Consider the following 18,389-nt stretch of genomic DNA (forward strand, 5'->3'; position numbering starts at 1 on the left):
ATCTATCGATAATACGTCACCCTGAACTTGTTTCAGGGTCTTTCTTGCAGGATAGATCTCTCCACTTCGCTTTGCTTCGGTCGAGATGACGATTTCTACATGAAAATTCCAAATGGCAGAGCTTAGCTGCCGGAAATTTTTCAGCAATATTGTCAACCTGACACTAAAGCTTAGCCTCAAATTTCCTGATGGCTTCCGTACTAACCGGTGTAAAAAAATTAACGAGATTTCCATCAGGGTCACGGAACAAAAGCGAACGGTTTCCCCAGGGCATAGTTGTGGGTTCCTGAACTAAATATGTAGCCAGAAACCCGGATCGTTCCTGATAAATCCGGTCTACATCATCTGTAATGAATTCGATAATGGCCGAGCGGTTTTTGGCTGCTTTGGCAACTTCAGTCCCCCCGAAAAACTGTAAAGTTCTGGTGCTCCCAATTGCGAGTGTTACATAAGCAGTTTGCAGCTCTGCAAAATCTTCCGTAAAGCGAACACCCTTTATCTGAATGATCTGCTCATAAAACTCCAACATTTTACTAACATCTTCAGTGATGATCCTGATTGAAACGAGATTAATCATTTGTCTTTAATTTATTTCAGACAAATTTCAGGAAGCTTTATGACAACAAATTGTCAGCGGTTATTTTTTTTCCAAGATTTTGAAATACTAACGCAGGATAGCCGAATGATGAACTACAAAATCCTTTTCAAGCTGTATATCATCTGATGAACTGCCTACCATTAAATGATAAGTTCCCGCTTCAACTTCCCATTGCATCTTCTGGTTATAAATTTCAAGATCTGATGGATTGATGCTAAAAGTAATCGTCTTTTGTTCCCCGCTCTTCAAAGCCACCCTTTTAAACTTGATAAGCTGTTTAACAGGCATTACTACTGATGATTGCTGATGTCGCAGATAAAGTTGTACCACTTCCTCACCATCTGTTGATCCTGTATTTTTCAAATCTATTTTAACATTTACTGTTTTTTGACCGGGATTAGTCGCTATCTGAAGATTCTGATAAGCAAAAGTGGTATAACTTAACCCATAGCCAAAAGGATATAAGGGCTTAGCATCCATTTCTATATAATCGTGTTTCTCCGGATAACGCGCATTGTAATAAACCGGTAGCTGTCCAACCGATTTTGGAACTGAAATGCTTAACCTTCCCGCTGGGTTATAATCGCCAAAAAGTACATCGGCAATTGCATTACCACCTTCCTGCCCCGGGTACCAGGCATCTAGAATAGCCGGGACATTTTCCGCAGCCCAGTTTAAGTTTAAAGGTCTTCCTTTAATTAATACAAGTACAACAGGTTTTCCTGTTTTCATTACCGCTTTTAGCAACTTCACCTGGTCGCCCATTAAATCAAGTGTAGCCCGGTCATATCCTTCGCCACTTTCCATATCGCTAAGGGCCTCTGCTTTTGCATTCACTTTAGCCGCACCGGTTTCAATGTATTCCGTTTTAAAATCACGGGCGCTGGAACCGCCCAATACCATTACCACCGCGTCAGATTTTTTCGCTGCCATAACCGCATTTTCAATCTCGCTTGAAAGCGTATCGCGGATGGCACATCCTTTTACATAATTGATCTGGGTTGTTTCACCCAGTTTGTTTTTAATCCCCTGTAAAACAGTAATTACATTACCTGCTGCCTGCGGCGCTGTATAATCGCCCAATTGGTTGTAAACATTGTCGGCATTTGGGCCTATAACGGCAATACTTTTTATTTTTTTACTGAGTGGAAGCAGCTGGTTCTGATTTTTTAATAAGATAATGGATTCCCGGGCCACCTCACGCGCCAGGCCAATTTTTTCTTCATTTCTCACTTTTTGTTTAGCCACCTGCGGATCAACATAAGGGTTTTCAAATAAACCCATCCGAAATTTTATCCGAAGTACCTTACTTACAGCGCTATCCAATACCTTGATGGAAACTTTACCCTGTTTTATGGCATCAAGTAAAGCTTTTCCATAACCTATTCCGCTTAAATCGGCATCTAAACCGGCGTTAATAGCCATTGCAGCAGCCTCAGCCGCTGTTCCAGCGACGTGATGATTCGATTTTAATCCCGAAATGCTGTTCAGATCAGAAACCACAAAGCCCTTAAAATCCCAATCTTTAATCAGTACATCTTTAAGCAGCATTTCATTTGAGGAACAGGGAACGCCATCAATGGAATTGTACGAAGTCATCACCGACAAAACCCCTGCCTTAACTGCGGCTTTAAACTGTGGAAGGTAAAACTGATGTAAAGTGCGCAATCCCAGGTTGATGCTGCTACCGTTATGTCCGCCCTCCGGTGCGCCATAGGCAGCCAGGTGTTTCAAGGTGGCCACTACATTTACTCCGCTATTAATCGATTTTCCCTGCATCCCTCTCACCATTGCTTCGCCCATTCTGCTAATCAGTACATGGTCTTCCCCATAAGTTTCTTCCACCCTCGACCACCTGGGTTCTCGTGCCAGGTCAAGCACTGGTCCATAGCCAACATGACCGCCCTGTACGCGTGTCTCCTCAGCAATTGCCCTGGCCATTTTTTCAATCAACTCCGGATTAAAGGTACTGCTCTGCCCTATTGAAGTAGGGAAAACGGTTGTACCAATAGCCATGTGGCCGTGAGGCGCTTCTTCAGAAAGTAATATGGGGATACCTAAACGCGTATTTTCAACCGCATATTTCTGAATGGCATTTGTAGCTTTTGCGGCCAGTTCAGGATTCAATCCATTTGCAAGTGTCTTCTTGGTCCAGGGATCTGCCCGTAGTGTAGCCCACAACATCCCGGTATACGACTCCTTTAATGATTTTTTAAAGGTCTCGCTTACCTCAACTTCATTACCGTTTTTATTGTACATCGGCCAGCCTAATGGCATGGAAATCTGCCCCACTTTTTCTTCAACCGTCATCCGCGAAAGCAGATCTTTAATCCGGCTTTCTACAGGTGCTTTTGCATTTTTGTATAAAGGAAGTGTGCTTTTGTTTTGTGCAAAAACCGGGAGATGCGAAATTGAAAATGCCAGCCCCAAACCTATAGCAAATTGTATTCTTTTAATCATATCCATTCAAATTATGCCCAGGCCTTCTTCAAAAAACGTAAACAGTTTCCGTTCATCAGGTTTTCGACATCCGCATCGGTATATCCTCTTTTTATAAATAAATCAGGTACTTTTTGTAAATCGGCAATGGTTTCGAGGTCGTAAGGACACTGTTCTTTGCCAAAGGCACCATCCAGATCTGAACCGATGCCCACATGCAATGCATTACCTGCAAGCTGGCAAATGTGGTCAATATGATCGATCATCACTTCGAGGTTACAGTTCATTTCCTTAGGCTGTGAAACACCACGTTGCCAGTTGGGCACCATCATCCAGGCATCGAGCGCAGCACCAATTACAGCTCCGCGATCAATGAGCGCTTTAAGCTGCTCATCGCTGTACTGGCGGTTATGGTTTACCAAACTGCGGCAATTATTATGCGAAGCCCAAACATGTCCGTTAAAACGGCTCAAAGCATCCCAAAAACTATCATCACATAAATGCGTAGCGTCTAAGATGACGTTTAACCATTCCATTTCCTTTAACAGCTCATGCCCCAACGCAGTCATTTTACCTGTTGCATCCGTTCCCTGTGCATAGCGGCCGGGGCCATAATGTGCAGGGCCAACCGCACGTAAACCGTTCTGCCATGCTCGTTCGAGATGCCGGGGTGTAACCAATGAATCTGCACCTTCCAGACTGAGGATGTAGCCTACAGGCTTTTCAGCTGCAGGCTGATCATTTTGCCATAAAGTGATGTGTTTTTCCAGCGTTTCGAGGTTATGAACCTGAAACATTTCACCGGCATCTTCCATGGCCTTGTACCAGGCCAGCTGTCCCTGGGTTTGCGCCCAGGCTTGCTCCGGAGAATGCCAGCCAGGCAACTGGTTATCAGGTGCCACATATCTTGCAATTTGCGTGGCCACCACTAAACCAATATTTCCTCTACGCAGCTCGGGCAGCGACACGGTGGCCAGGGCCCGGTCAGGCTTGTCGGTCAAACCCGCTTCACGCTGATTAATGGCTGAAACCTCCTGTGTTAAATCACGGTTCCATTCCAAAGCGTTCATGCTTAAATCCAAATGGGCGTCTATTGTAAACATACTAATTCTTTAAATGGTAATTTTTCTTTTTCGGGAAATGATTTCCCAATACTCCATGGATTGGTTTACCTTCAGGCAAATGGCCTTTTCATGGAGGGCAACAGTTGGGCAAACATGATAAGGTAATCCGTACAGCATATCGCCAGGCAAATAGGTTTTGGGCGTGGGGTTGCGCAATACCAGATGCTCTTCACTCTGGCTTTGCACTTCAAGAAGTGGGGCATTGATAAAAAATACACGATTTTTCAGCTCCTTTTCTGCCGCCACCGCTTTGTGCCCGAGATCAGTACAGAGCCATCCATCATTTGGAAGGGAAACTACCCTGCTGGCCACCAATGCGGCAGTATGAAAAGCCTGTTCCGGGTAAGCATCCTGATAACCCTTATCCCAAAGGATAAAAGTACCAGGACTACATTCAAAACCGGTTTGCGAGGCGTAGACCGGAAAGGTAGGCGTACCGCCTGCTACAACGGTAATCTCATATCCTAAGTGCGCCTCAAGCTGTTCGCGCAGATCAAACAACTGTTTAATAACAGGCGCCGATTTCTCCATCCTAACGTCCATAGCCGAATCATGAATATGACCATCATAAGCGTGCAAACCCTTAACCGCTAAACCGGTAAAATGCTGCAGGCTCTGCACTAAGCCGAAGGCCTGATGGGGCAATAGGCCAGTTCTGTTCATGCCTACATTCAAATCGATGTAAACATCAACTTTTACATCCTCTTTAATCGCCATTACTGAAAGCTGTTCAGCTATAGCCGGGTGATCTACCAGGCAGCTGAAAACCGTATTGGGATATTGATTTTTCAGTTTAAAAAAGCGGCTGATATTCTCGGCCACCGGTTGATAAGCCAGCAAAACATCAGGTGCCTGATCCATCGCCAGCATCTCTGCCTCTGCAATGGTAGCGCATTTAAATTTGTTGATGCCGGCCGATAACAGCAGCCTGGTAATTTCCCTGCACTTATAGGTTTTTACATGAGGCCTTAACCGGTCTATGCGGTCAATCATACTTTTCAGTAAACTGATATTCGCTTGCAAACGTTCCTCATAAAAAATAAGCGATGGCGTTTCAATACGCGCTTCATCAGGCAGCAGATACCAGGCTTGCTCTTGTTCCATCTTAAAACAGTTCGAATAAGGCCTCAATCTCAACCGGAATATTATCAGGCAATGAGCCGAAACCTACCGCACTGCGTACACCAATCCCGTTTTCTTCGCCCCATACTTTTGCGAAAAGCTCGCTGCATCCGTTAATGATAAAAGGATGTTTCTCAAATTCGGGCGTACAGTTCACCATGCCCAATACTTTAATTACCCGTTTAACTTTGTTCAAACTGCCTAAATTGGTTTTGATAGTCGATAACATGGTTAAGCCCACCTGTAAAGCAGCAAGTTTGCCTTCTTCCTGATTTAAATCTGATCCGATCCGGCCAATAATGAGTGATTTATCATCCTGTACCGGTCCGTGGCCACTCAGATAAAGATATTTTCCATCAACCAGGCAAGGTTTATACACGCCTAATGGCGCGGGCGCGGGTGGAAGGTTCAGTTTTAATTGTTCGAAGCGTTCGTCGGGAGTTAAATTTTCCATTTTTATATGTGTTATAATTAAGCGATAATCAGGTGAAGCAAAAGTATGCCAAGCAGACCAACAATGCCAACTATTGACTCCATTAATGCCCACGATTTAAAGGTATCTTTTAAACTTAAGCCAAAATATTCTTTAAACATCCAGAATCCGGCATCATTAACGTGCGAGAACATGAGGCTCCCGGCGCCTACTGCAAGCACCATCAGGTTTGGATTGGTATGTGTCTGCTCCATTAAGGGTACAATGATACCGGCAGTGGTTAAACCTGCAACCGTTGCAGAGCCTACACAAAAGCGGATCAAAGCCGCGATCAGCCAGGCCAGGAATAATGGCTCCAGCTCAACGTGCTGGAGGTAAGACGCAATTTGGTTACTCACACCGCTCTCGGTTAAAATTTGCTTCAAAGCACCAGATCCGGCAATAATCAGTAAAATCAAAGCAATGTCTTTTACTGCCTCACCATAAATACCCATAATTTCGGTCATCTTTTTACCCTGCGACAACCCCAATAACCAGGTGGCTGCGATCAGTACAATCAGCATTACCACAGCAGGCTGGCCGGCAAACAAAATGTAAGGCAAAATGGAGGAATCCTGGCCCATTAAGAGTGGAAGGAAAGATGCAGCAGCCAGTAATATTACCGGGAGTAAAGCGGTGAAAAAACTTTTAAAGCCACTGGGCAGGTCGTGCTCAGCGCGTTCAGCGGCGCTGAATGAAGCGATGGGTACTGCGATAATACTTTTTAATGTCTGCGAAAATATTGGGCCGCCGATAACGATTGCCGGGATAGAAACAGCCAGGCCATATAACAACGTTAAGCCCATATCTGCCTTAAATTGCACCACCAAAGCTGCCGGCGATGGATGCGGAGGTAAAAAACCATGGGTAACCGATAATGCGGCAAGCATGGGCAGGCCAATATATAAAGCTGGTAATTTGTAGCGGTAAACCACTGAGAAAATCAGGGGTACCATCAATACGAAGCCGATGCCATAGTAAAGCGGAATACCAATCAGAAATCCGGTGAGTACCATGGCCCATTGAATATACTTTTGTCCGAACACCCGCATACTTACCTGGGCAATCTTTTGCGCAGCACCGCTTTCGGCCACCAGTTTACCCAACATCGCACCTGCGGTGATGATGATGGCCAGCGAACCCAGTACGTCGCCCATCCCCTTTTCTATACTGGCGGGGATTTTTGCCGGAGGTAGACCCAGCGCTAAACCGGCAATAAATGATACCAATAAAAAAGAGATGAAAGCATTGATCTTGAAAACCGAGATCAGTACAATGAGTAGTGCGATGCAAAGCAGAACGATTAGTATAGTCATTTAATTTACGATAATCTCATCTAACAGTAGCCAGGCTTTTGTTCCTGCGCCGTAAAAACCGTCGGGTATAATTCCAATATTACTGGCTTTAATCCGTACGTACCGGGCTTTTGCGGGGTTAATTTTGTGCAAGGCCATATTGATGCCCTCTACACTGAAAACGGTTTGCCTTGATACTTCAGTGTAAACCTGCTGATCAGTTGAAACTTCTATTAAAAGTAATTTAGGAGGATGCATTTTCTGCCACTTGTAATTTAAGGTATTGATGCCCACTTCACGTATTGTTTTTTCTTCGCCCAAATCAACTACGGCTTCAAAATCCCCGCCGCTAAGCCCCAGCCACTCTCCGTTGTTGTATAAATACGATCCCTGGATACCGTTGGTTAAACGCTGGGCATCGATATTATAGTTGCCCTGTCCGCTGTGGGTAAGTGTTACTTTTTTACCGGTTGCCATACTTTTAAGAATAACCTGCTCAAACATATTCCCTACCGGCTTGGCTGCCCTAAAAAGCTGGGCTTTTATCCTTAGAGATTGTGTAATTGGAATAGGGCCTGAATATTTTGTGCTACCCAGATCAGGCTTTTTATCATTTAGCGTATAACGGATTTCGTCGTTTGGCAAATCGGTACTTAATGCAAAAGCTTTTGCATCATTTATGCTTGCGCCGGTAATATCATAAAAAGCGGTCGAATAATTCAGTTTTTTTAAAAACCGTCTATTTGCCATTAACCGGGCAAGGAAATCAGCATAAAGCTTATTTTCTTTACGCGACCATGCGGTTTCGGCAACGGCTATTACACGGGGAAAGATCATATACTCTGCTTTAGAAGCATCGCTCAGGTATTCACTCCAAACATTTGCCTGCACACCTTTGATATATTGTTGTTGTTCGGGATTCAGTTCAGCTGGCATGGGTTCATAATCATATACCTTTTTTAATGGCAGATAGCCGCCCGCAGCGGTTTGTTCCGTTTTATTGAGTGATTGATAGTAATCCAGATAAAGAAATTTTTCAGGCGTCATGATGACGTCGTGTTTTAACCTGGCCGCAGCAATGCCGCCTTCCAGGCCCCGCCAGCTCATCACCGTAGCATCGGGTGCCAACCCACCTTCTAAAATCTCATCCCAGCCGATAATCTTTTTACCTTTTGCATTCAGGTAGCGCTCAATCCTCGCAATAAAATAAGCCTGCAGTTCGTGCTCGCCATTAAGCTGCTCCGCTTTAATTCTTTTCTGACATTTAGGGCAATTGTGCCAGCGGTTTTTCGGACATTCATCGCCACCGATATGGATATACGCTGAAGGAAACAAGGGAATGACTTCATCCAGCACATCTTCAAGGAATTGAAAAGTCTTTTCGTTCCCTGCACAGAAAACATCTTCAAATACGCCCCAATAGGTGGCCGTTTGGTAAGGTCCGCCGGTACAACCCAGCTGTGGATAGGCCGCCAGTACGGCCTGTGCATGTCCTGGCATTTCAATTTCGGGGATGGTGGTAATCTGGCGTGCGCTGGCATAGGCCACAATGTCTTTTACTTCTTCCTGTGTATAGTAACCACCATATCTTTTTCCATCAAAACGGTGCGGATCAGCCCTTTTATGTCCGACTAGCGTCTCATCCCGATAAGCGGAAACACTTTGCAACAAGGGATACTTTTTAATCTCTATCCGCCAACCCTGGTCGTCGGTTAAATGCCAATGGAAGGTGTTGATCTTGTAAAACGCCAGCAGATCTAGCCATTTTTTTATCGATTGAACGCTAAATAAGTGTCGGGCCACATCCAGATGCATACCGCGATAAGCGAAACGTGGCTCATCCTGAATGTGGTACGCCGGTACCGTAATTATCTTATTTTTTTCCCTGAAGAGTTGCACCAGCGATTGCAAACCATAAAACAGTCCTTTTTCATCAATGGCTTTAACGGTTATGCCATTTTGAGAAACATCAAGTAAGTAACCTTCTGATTTTAACTTCAGATGGGTATCAACCATGAGATTGATTCCTTTTGACACTGGCCTATTGCTTCGCAAAAGTGTAAAACCCGATAAATCTTTGAGGTATTGATCAAAAAACGCAGTGCTTAAATGATCAGAACCGGAAATATGCAACCTGGTTGTTTTTTGTATCGCAAAACTTCCCGAACGCTTCAGCTCAAGGGCAGGTTTAGGAATAATCGATGATCCGCTATACCCCTGCGCCAATATGTTACCCGAGAAAAACTGAATGCCCAATGCAAAGATCAAGGCGAGCCATTTTACCCTCTCTGAAAGCGCTCGATTCAGGAAACACATCGTCGTAAAACCTTTTAGCATTCCCTAAGGTAAGTTTAAAACTTTATTTTCTCCTTCTATTATTACACTTTGCTGTTCTACAATGGCTTTATATTCGTAAGCACCTTTAGATAATTTTACCGTTCCGCTAAAAGTTCCATCGGCCTTGATATTTACCCAAGGACTCATTTTCCATGCTTCTGCATACAGTGTTTCTACCTGCCCCAGATATGGGCGGTAGTAAAACCTTGCCCGTTCGGGTTTGATTTTAGCATGGTTAAGCACTTTGCCATTTAGTGTAGCAACACCTGCAGCAACTTTGTAATCACCACTCTGTACCATTGCCGCTTCGGTAAATACCGGTTCCACATTTTCCAGCTTAATTACAACAGGATTTGGCCAGCGGTGATCGTCGTAAATACGTTGTGCTTTTACTACAGAAAGCTCCAGTCCATTGGCCGTTTGCTTGAATCGTGATGATACATCCAGATCAGGTTTGTATTCAATAATCTTACTGTTTTGCCCCAATACACTGATTTTTGTATTCGCAGTAGCCCTGGCAGATTTTAACAGAAAAGTTTTGCGTTCGCCCTCTTTCCAGTTTTTCGCATCCATCACAATGGCAAACAAAGTTCCAGGCGCTTTTTGGGTGAAGTAAATATTTTGCTCTTTGCTCACTACCCAGCTGCGCACATGATCCATCGATTCGTGGTTGATAAAATACCACGCTCCCATTTCACGTAAACGATCCTCCTGCTCGTTGGGCAAGGTGCCATTTGCTTTTGGCCCCACATTGAGCAGCAATGAACCGCCTTTGGCACGGGCCTCGATCAACAGCTCGATTAATTGAGACCCTGATTTATATCGCTCATTAGTAGGCTGGTACTGCCAGGCTGTGCCAATGGTAATCGGCGATAACCATGGTTGCGTAATTTTAGCCCCCGGCAACGTTTGCTCAGGCGTTAAAATGGCACCACGCGTAATCAAGATATCAGGCTGCATTTTCCACGAAGTTTCTTTGACAGCCTCTTTCGGGTCGCCATCAATAAACAATACATCTACCTTACCATAATTCTGCATCAGCTCTTCCGTTTGTTTACGGTTATATGCTGCATATTCCTTTTTGGTCGCTTCATCCAGGTTGGTGATATTTCTGCTGATGGGAATTTTGTGTTTATAAAGGAAATTAAAATCTTCCGGCGAAAAATAAAAGCCCACATCGAGCCCAGCCTCACGAGTAGCTTTTACAAATTCTTTCAGCAGGTCTTTTTTATATGGTGTATTGGTAATTTTAAAGTCAGTAGTTTTGGTATCCCAGAAACAAAAGCCGGCATGGTGCTTGGTGGTAAAAACAATGTATTTCATACCGGCCAGTTTTGCCAGTTCGGCAATTTCTTTAGGATTAAAAGAGGAGGGATCAAATGTTTTAGGGAGCTCGCTAAAATAACGGTCCGTGTAATCATCAGAAGCGCCGACCAAAGAGTGACTGATCACCACACCCAGCTGTGCATCCACATTGAAATGGATAAATAAACCCGCTCCGGTGTTGCGTAACCATTCCTCACGTTCAGGTTTGTTTAAGTTGTAATTACTGGAAGTTTCATCTTCCACTACATCATTGCGTTGCGCAGAAACTGTACCGGTAAAAAATAAACAGACTAATAGTATTCGGTATATCATTCTTCGGATCTTTTAATTCATCCGGCAAAGCTTTAAGTCCCCTGCCGGATGTGATTAGCATATTATAATTTGTCCCACCAGATGCGGGTCATGAAATCATCGGCTCCCTGACGGGCAATAGCCGCATCAAGCGACGCACGGTTTAAGTTCTGCTCAGAGAGTGGATATAACATCCTCCTGAAAATTCGGCCACCTGTAGCATTTCCAACATAATTTACGGGTACCAAAGTCGGGTAACCCGTTCTTCGGTAACTGGCGAAAGCTTCCTGTGCATCAGGGAATGCCGCCAGCCAATATTCTGTATAAATCTGCTGCATTTGTGCATCAAAAGTTCCAGTGGTATTAAGCGGGTGGTATTTGATATAGGTATTGATCTGCAAATCGCTGATTATCCCGTCTGACGGAGCAATAATTGCCCACTGTTTCATGGCGGCGCGGATCCCTGATTCGTACAGTGTAGTGGCTGTGCCACCAGTATACCATCCACGTAAAACGGCTTCTGCCAGCAGGAAATTGGTTTCAGCTGTGGTGTAAATCAGTTTCGCTCCACCCAGGGCCAGTACGGTTTTCTGATTGGGTTCTGAATAGGTTACAAAATCAGTAGGTTTTGCGCTTAGCGTAGCAGGCATGCCCTTTTGTATCGCCATAGAAGTATCGGCAACACCGTTTACGTATACCACAGAAAGAATCCCTAAACGCGGGTCTTTATTGTTTTTCATATAAGTGATGAAGGTATTCTGGTATTTTCCGCCTTCGGGATTGCTGTTACCATCAGCTTTGATGTAATCGCTGTTGTATAAACTTAAGGCAATGGGATTTTTATTGATATCCTGACCAGCGCTCATGTAATTGATTTTAGCAATATCGGCATCATCGGTAATCACACCTCCGGCTATTGCTTTTTTCACCCAGGTTTCGGCCAATGCGGCATCAACCTTAGTTAAACGCATGCCCAGACGGAGCATTAAGGAGTAAGCAAATTTTTTCCACTTAACGGTATTACCCGCATAAATCAAATCAGCCTGACCAAAGGTAGCTTTAGCAGCATTTAAACCTGATGCCGATTCGTCCAGTTCCTTCAGCATGTCTAAATAGATACTTCTTTGCGGATCGTAGGCGGGCTTATAGTTCGAATTGGTATAACCCTGGGCGGCCTCAGTATATGGAATATCGCCGTACAAATCGGTAATGCGACTGAAACAATAAGCTCTCCAGATCCGTGCCGAGGCCAATAAATTTACCTGTTCAGGATCGTTTTTCACTGCATTGATCACCAGGGCCAGCTCGTTAATTTCCTGGTAGTAAGCATTGCTGAACTGGGCCATAGATTGTTGGCTTTGACTGGAAACATATTTTGATCCGAAACCAGCCACATCATTAAAACTGGTGGTATACTGCATGGTACCCAGCAGCAGAATCAGGTTATTTTTGGCACCATCGTATTGCGCTTTAGTAAAAACATAAGCAGGCTGAATGGTGGTTGAAGATTCAGGATCAGTATTAATTTCCTGAAAATCTTTTGTACATGAAGCTAGAAGGGTGCTGGTTAACGCAATGCAAACAGCGGATTTATATTTGTTGATTAGTTTTTTCATCTTTCAAGTATTAAAATTTAACCATCAGGTTTAAACCGAAAGTACGTGTACGCGGCAATCCGATTGATTCGAAACCCTGGGCATTACCATTTGTAAAACTCGATTCAGGATCGAAATTATCGGTCTTTTTATAGAAGGTTAGGATATTACGGGCAACAAATGAGATACTGGCCGACTGTATTTTAAGAAAATCGAGTTTTTTAACCGGAATATTGTAAGATAAAATGGCCTGGCGAAGTTTGATAAAGCTGCCATCATGTACAAATAATTCTGAATAATTACGCATATCATTATAATAAGCCCGCAGATCGCTCACCGGAATTAATGCAGAATAAGGGTTTCCTGCCTGGTCTACCCCCGAAATGGTCAATCCGTTTTCACGTCCGGGTAAGGTGCTCTTTAATAATCCTAAACGGGTAGCATAAACTTCTTTGATGGATAACACCTTATTTCCGAATTTACCATCGATCAGAAAGTTCAGGTTGAAATTACCAAATCTAAAATCCTGGGTTAAGCCCATTGTAAGCGGTGCTACCCCATTTCCAAGTTCTTGTAAACCTGTGGCAACCGGCCGTTTTGTTGTTGAATTATAAACAATCTGGCCTGCTTCGTTCCTGAGCATACGCGTTCCCACAATGGTTCCGTAAGCACTGCCAACGGTTTGGTTAATGTAACCCCAGTTGCCTACGGTACGTGCCATTTCAAAAGTGGTGGTTCCTTCTACCAGTTTTAACACTTCACTTTTATTGTATGCTACATTATAGCTGATATTCCAGCCGAACTTATTGCCTTGCACCGGAGTACCTGTTAAGAGGAACTCTATACCTTTGTTGCTCAGTTCGCCCACGTTTAGTACGGCATTATTATAGCCTGAAGTGGATGAGATGGCTGCATTGAGGATATCATCGGTTGTTTTGCGACTGTAGGCCGTAAAATCCAATCCCAAACGGCCCTTAAACATTTTTAATTCTACACCTGCCTCGTAAGTGGTAGAGGTATAAGGTTTCAGATTCGGGTTGGTAATGTCGTTCGTGGTTACATTTTGAAGTGGTTGACCTGAACTTGGTACATTACTATAACTTAAATTAATTCTGTATGGATCGGCAGCACCACCTCCTACTTCAGCCCATGATGCACGAACTCTTAATATATCGATAGATGATGGCAACTTGAAAGCATCAGATACGACAAAACTACCGCCAACACTTTGATATAAGATACTGTTATTATCCGGACTTAAGGTAGAAAACCAATCGTTACGTGCGGTATAGGTTAAAAACAAAATACTTTTGTAATCCACATCGGCAGATCCGAAAACCGAATTTGTCCTGATTCTTTGGTAGGTAGGAATCGTGCTGGAAGTGGCCAGGTTTTTATAACTGTAGAAAAAAGGGATGGTAAAGGTATTTCCATCCATATTTAACTGTTTATTTTCAAACCGGCGGCTGTTGGCTCCGCCCAATATCGAAATGCCTATTTTATCGGCGATCCGGTTTTTATAATTTCCGGTAATCAGCGAGTTGGTTTCAGAAACATCCGATTTAATGCCCGAATACTGGCCTTTCGGGATGTAAATATCTCCGGTAGGCAAAATATTTACATAATTATAGTTATAAAAATCGCGGCTGATTACCCCTTTTAACTGGAAATTCTTCACGATATCATAGGTAATAGACCCCTGGCCGATGAACCTGTTTTTTACATCATTTTGCTGGTATTTATTGATTACAAAATACCCGTTGGTGGCAATACCGGCGTCGTTCCATGGCGTTTGGTTTCCGGCGGCATCGTAACCCGGAGCAAGCCAACGTACATCTACCGTGTTGGCCACTTCATAGGGTGTCCAGTTTGGATTACCTAATGCATCGCCTGCCAGTGTTCTGCCGAAACCTTTTTCCAGGTTATATTGTGCTAAACCTTCTACCTTTATTTTATCGGTAATCTTTGCATTAATGTTCAGGTTAGCGGTCTGTCTTTTAAATCTGGTACTGGAAATAATCCCTTTACTATCGAGATCGGACAAAGATAAACGGTAAATAATACCATCTGTACCACCTGAAAATGCAATGGTATTGGTAAAATTTGTTCCTGTAGAATAGAAATTTTTGATATTATCTTTCACCGCGCTGTATGGATGGGTCAATCCGTCTGCGGCCACATAATCAGAACCATCTATCTTCGCCCCAAACGATAAACGACCAGTGGCTATCGCATCGTTCTTCGTCATGGGTTTAACCCCACCAAGCCCCTGTCCGTATTCATACTGGTAATCATTATCATTAATGGCATTCTCAATGGTAAAGGTGGTGTTATACTCTACGCCGATACCTTTTTGTTTAACTCCCTTTTTCGTCGTGATTAAAATTACCCCATTACTGGCACGCGAACCGTATAGAGCGGCAGCGGTACCACCCTTTAATACCGTAATACTTTCAATATCATCAGGATTGATACTTGAAATTCCATCACCCCTATCCACATTGGTAGCTAATCCATTCGTAGTTGCTGCACCACCCGGTACGCTGTTATCAATAGGCATTCCGTTCACTACATAAAGCGGCTGGTTGTTGCCATTAAATGAACCGTTACCACGGATGATTACCCGGCTGGATCCGCCCGGACCAGTGGATAAACCCGTAGCATTAACCCCTGCAATTTTACCTGTTAAAGCATTAGCTACGTTATTTTCGCGGGCCTGTGTAAATTCAGATCCTTTAACTTCTGTAACGGCATAGCCTAAAGCTTTGCTATCACGTTTTATACCCAAGGCAGTTACCACCACATCGTTTAAGCTGCTGGCACTTTCCTTCAGTTTTATGCTTATCGGTGTTTTAAAATCATTTACCGGAAATTCAAGCGTTTCGTAGCCTACAGACGCAATGCTTAAAGTGATGGGCTTCCCAGCCAGTTCGTTCGGAATGGTGATGCTGAATTGCCCCTGCGCATCGGTCGAAGCACCGGTTTTAGTACCTTTGATATATACGGTAGCCCCTATCAACGGCAGGTTATCACTTGCTGAAAAAATGGTACCCTTAATTACATCAGCTGCGTTTCCGGCCTGCGTATTAATAATGATATACTGCGACTCGCTGATCTTATTAAAATCCAGTGAAGATCCGTTTAAAGCAAAGGTTAAAGCTGTTTTGGCATCGCCAAAGGCCATCAGCTGTGTTTCAGTCAGGTTGCTATCTTTATTTTCCAGAATGCCTGCCTTATACGCTATTTTAATATCAAATCTGGTTTTGATCAGTTGTAAGGCGGTTTTAAGCGATAGTTTATTATCGCTAAGGCTTTGCGCTTTTATGCCATTTACATGTGCCACATTGCGGGCCAGGAGCTGGGCGGAACAAAATAATGTACACGCACAGAACATCAAAGTAAGACAGCTGTGTCCAGCTACCCTCCTAAGGTAGAGTATTCTCATAATCCTGTTTAGTTTAGTTGTTGTTGGTTAATTGTTGTGGTTAATTATAGCTTAGGTTAGATTCAAGCGCTTAAATCTTCTCCAAACTATTTGGTTATGGTTATTTTCTTATTGTTTGTTTTAATATTGAGGTGTAAGGTAGTCGATAAAATCTGAAGCAATTCTTTAACGCTGCCGACATTAATTTCGCCTTCAACCTTAAGTTCGCTTATTTTTTTATCGTCTAACACAACTTCATAGCCCAGATCATCCTGTAATACACTGATCATCTCTTCCAGACTGGCATTCTGAAATACGAGCTGACGATTGATCCAGGCGGTTAAATGTTGCGGATTAAGCATTTTCTGGTGAACAAGATTACTTTCATCAGCATGTTTTACCAAATCACCGGGCTTCATCACAAACTGCATCCGCTTTTTATTGATATCGTCATAATCTACCCTGATCTTTCCGGTTAATAAACCTATACTGGTTTTTTCATGCCTGCTTTTTACATTAAAGGTGGTTCCTAATACTTCGATGTTCAGGTCTCCGCAATGCACTATAAATTTTTCATCCGGCTGGATGTGGTTCGTATCGATGTTGATGTGCTTCACCTTAAATAAAGCTTCACCATCAATCCACACTTCCCTTGGACCATCATTAAAATTGGCAGCGTAACTGATTTTTGAATTCCCATTTAATGTCACTTCCGACCCATCCGGCAGGGTGATGGTTTTGATTATGCCATAATCAGTTTTAACTGCATCTTTATTCCACATCGTGAAGTAGAGTAATGCAGATAAAAGGACTACTGCAAAAACTGCGGCTACCTTAAAGAAAGGTGAAAAAGAAAGTTTTTTGATTTTTGGCTCTCCTGCTGTTATACTGACAGAAATTTTTTCAAAAAGCGATTGTTGTGCCTGCTCATTACTGAAAACTTTTTGCTGGCGGTAAGCCGAAATGGTATTAAAAGCAGCGAGGGCAATTCTGCTTTTATATGGATGTGCCGCTCTAAATTTTTCCCAGGCCAATACATCTGAAGCATTTTGCTCCACAACAAATGCCAAAAAAGCATCATCGTTCAGAAAATCTTCAAAAGTGTAGTTTATAAATTTAGAAAAATCCATATATCAGCAATTATATATCCCTATATACATGGACCAGCCTAAATTATCCCTACATTTTTGAAAAAAAATTAATTTATTTCCAAAAGTGCTCTTTTTGACCCGATAATAGCTAACATCATCATTAAATCGACCAGCTTAACCCGATCCTGAAGTTTACCAATGGCCTTATAAAGCAGTTTATAGGTGGATGTAATATTCAGGTTCATAATATCTGCAGCCGCTTCGTAGCTCAGGCCTTCATAAAACCTCAAATAGATAATTTCCTGTTGCCTGGACGAAAGGGTTTGGATCGCCTCCTTTAACTTGCGCTGAAGTTCCTTCTTCGACTCATCTTCCATAAAAACGGTATCAAATGATACTTCAAAATTAAATGGATAATCTTCAGCTGAATCTATTGCCAAGAAACGCTGCTGAACGTCCATCTTCCTGAGCAATAAGTTCCGCAGCGATTTGTAGAGGTAGTTTTTTACCGAAACGGGGTTGCCTAATTGTTCGCGCTTCGCCCATAAATTTACAAATAAATCGTGTACCGCATCCTCGATCAGGCTCACATCCCTGGTAAATTTATACCCGTAATTATTAAGCGCCTTAAAATGAATATTATACAACTGCCTGTAGGCATTCCAATCCCCTCCCTTAAAGGCATTCCATTCGGGCGCAGTGGTTTCATGAAGTTGAACCTTTTTTAATGGCATAGGGATTATTCGTTTTACTAACTTAGCAAAATTAAGCTACGAAAGGAATTTATTGAGAAATTATGGTTGAAATTTATGGTTTTTAGGGGAAAGTATGAATATAAACAAAAAGCCTTTAAATCTTGCGATCTAAAGGCTTCTCGTTTTTGTGTCGGGATGGCAGGATTCGAACCTACGACCTCCACATCCCAAATGTGGCGCGATACCGGGCTACGCTACATCCCGAACATTGGTATCGATCTTTTTTTAATCCTGTTGTAAAGTGGATTGAACTTTGAGTCGGGATGGCAGGATTCGAACCTACGACCTCCACATCCCAAATGTGGCGCGATACCGGGCTACGCTACATCCCGAACTTTGGTATCGATCTTTTTTAACCTTATTTCTAAGGGTTGGCAAAGATATGGATTTTATTGGGTTTTTCCATTTATTTACCAACTTTTTTTTATTTCAGCGGTGAGGGCGGGATTCGAACCCGCGGTACCGTTACCAGTACGACAGTTTAGCAAACTGTTCCTTTCGGCCTCTCAGGCACCTCACC

12 protein-coding genes and 3 tRNA genes are annotated in these 18,389 nt (G+C 43.2%); all 15 read right to left on the bottom strand.

All coding sequences use genetic code 11. The features are described 5' to 3' along the window. Window positions 1-163 precede the first annotated feature (163 nt). The 15 genes from BM107_RS20720 to BM107_RS20790 all read right to left on the bottom strand — a co-directional run bounded on the left by BM107_RS20720 (window position 164) and on the right by BM107_RS20790 (window position 18,389). The gene (locus BM107_RS20720; RefSeq protein WP_244278877.1) at window positions 164-577 is read right to left on the bottom strand and encodes a VOC family protein; all 414 of its coding nucleotides are present in this window, start codon (window positions 575-577) and stop codon (window positions 164-166) included. A gap of 87 nt (window positions 578-664) precedes the next feature. After that, window positions 665-3,058 (bottom strand): glycoside hydrolase family 3 N-terminal domain-containing protein, encoded by a 2,394-nt coding sequence (locus BM107_RS20725; RefSeq protein ID WP_090987010.1) that lies wholly within the window; start codon window positions 3,056-3,058, stop codon window positions 665-667. A gap of 11 nt (window positions 3,059-3,069) precedes the next feature. Beyond that, a complete protein-coding gene (locus tag BM107_RS20730; protein WP_090986912.1) occupies window positions 3,070-4,140 on the bottom strand; it encodes a dipeptidase in 1,071 nt (356 codons plus the stop codon). Between the two features lie 9 nt (window positions 4,141-4,149). Beyond that, complete coding sequence (locus tag BM107_RS20735; RefSeq protein WP_090986914.1) at window positions 4,150-5,265, bottom strand: D-TA family PLP-dependent enzyme; 1,116 nt, start codon at window positions 5,263-5,265, stop codon at window positions 4,150-4,152. A 1-nt stretch (window position 5,266) separates the two neighbouring features. Continuing rightward, window positions 5,267-5,737, bottom strand: coding sequence for a RidA family protein (locus tag BM107_RS20740; RefSeq protein ID WP_090986916.1), 471 nt, complete (start codon window positions 5,735-5,737; stop codon window positions 5,267-5,269). A 17-nt stretch (window positions 5,738-5,754) separates the two neighbouring features. Then, on the bottom strand, window positions 5,755-7,071 hold the full coding sequence (locus BM107_RS20745; RefSeq protein WP_090986918.1) for a gluconate:H+ symporter: 1,317 nt from the start codon (window positions 7,069-7,071) through the stop codon (window positions 5,755-5,757). Next, on the bottom strand, window positions 7,072-9,387 hold the full coding sequence (locus BM107_RS20750) for a glycoside hydrolase family 20 protein (protein ID WP_208864436.1): 2,316 nt from the start codon (window positions 9,385-9,387) through the stop codon (window positions 7,072-7,074). It abuts the gene before it with no gap. 3 nt (window positions 9,388-9,390) lie between these two features. Continuing rightward, the gene (locus tag BM107_RS20755) at window positions 9,391-11,025 is read right to left on the bottom strand and encodes an alpha-L-fucosidase (RefSeq protein ID WP_090986922.1); all 1,635 of its coding nucleotides are present in this window, start codon (window positions 11,023-11,025) and stop codon (window positions 9,391-9,393) included. A 62-nt stretch (window positions 11,026-11,087) separates the two neighbouring features. Further along, window positions 11,088-12,620 carry a SusD/RagB family nutrient-binding outer membrane lipoprotein gene (locus BM107_RS20760; protein WP_090986924.1) on the bottom strand — a complete coding sequence of 511 codons (1,533 nt, stop codon included), beginning with the start codon at window positions 12,618-12,620 and terminating at the stop codon, window positions 11,088-11,090. Window positions 12,621-12,630: 10 nt separating this feature from the next. Beyond that, complete coding sequence (locus tag BM107_RS20765; protein WP_090986926.1) at window positions 12,631-16,044, bottom strand: SusC/RagA family TonB-linked outer membrane protein; 3,414 nt, start codon at window positions 16,042-16,044, stop codon at window positions 12,631-12,633. 86 nt (window positions 16,045-16,130) lie between these two features. Continuing rightward, window positions 16,131-17,153 (bottom strand): FecR family protein, encoded by a 1,023-nt coding sequence (locus BM107_RS20770; protein WP_090986929.1) that lies wholly within the window; start codon window positions 17,151-17,153, stop codon window positions 16,131-16,133. 68 nt (window positions 17,154-17,221) lie between these two features. Next, window positions 17,222-17,848 (bottom strand): RNA polymerase sigma factor, encoded by a 627-nt coding sequence (locus BM107_RS20775; RefSeq protein ID WP_090986931.1) that lies wholly within the window; start codon window positions 17,846-17,848, stop codon window positions 17,222-17,224. A gap of 151 nt (window positions 17,849-17,999) precedes the next feature. After that, window positions 18,000-18,073, bottom strand: a tRNA-Pro gene (locus BM107_RS20780). A 54-nt stretch (window positions 18,074-18,127) separates the two neighbouring features. Beyond that, a tRNA-Pro gene (locus tag BM107_RS20785) sits at window positions 18,128-18,201 on the bottom strand. Between the two features lie 101 nt (window positions 18,202-18,302). After that, a tRNA-Ser gene (locus BM107_RS20790) sits at window positions 18,303-18,389 on the bottom strand.

It is taken from the genome of Pedobacter suwonensis, from assembly GCF_900111825.1.
In the GTDB taxonomy this organism is placed as follows: Bacteria; Bacteroidota; Bacteroidia; order Sphingobacteriales; family Sphingobacteriaceae; genus Pedobacter; species Pedobacter suwonensis.